Annotated in this window: 1 protein-coding gene; it reads right to left on the reverse strand. The window is 56.8% G+C overall.

The window, feature by feature from the left end; translation table 11 throughout:
• Positions 1-222, reverse strand: a 222-nt coding sequence (locus KVP70_RS35965) for a DUF3304 domain-containing protein (protein WP_217946823.1), incomplete at both ends; no start/stop codon positions are given.

A 222-nucleotide genomic window follows, 5' to 3' on the forward strand; every position in this document is an offset into this window, starting at 1 on the left:
TTAACGAACCATCGGCGGCACGAACCACCCATAACTCCCCTGCCTTGCCATTGACATACTCAGGCACTTCGACGATCTTGGTTTCAGCGATTTCCGGCCCCGCTTTATCGGGCGAAAGCCGGGCGCTGTGGACTGTATGTACTTTGATCTGAACGCCGCGACGCCATGTCTGCGGAAGCCTGTAGCAGCACATAATTCCACCAGCCTCGTAGGGGCCGATAC

Source organism: Duganella violaceipulchra (assembly GCF_019166075.1).
GTDB classification, from domain to species: Bacteria; Pseudomonadota; Gammaproteobacteria; order Burkholderiales; family Burkholderiaceae_D; genus Rugamonas; species Rugamonas violaceipulchra.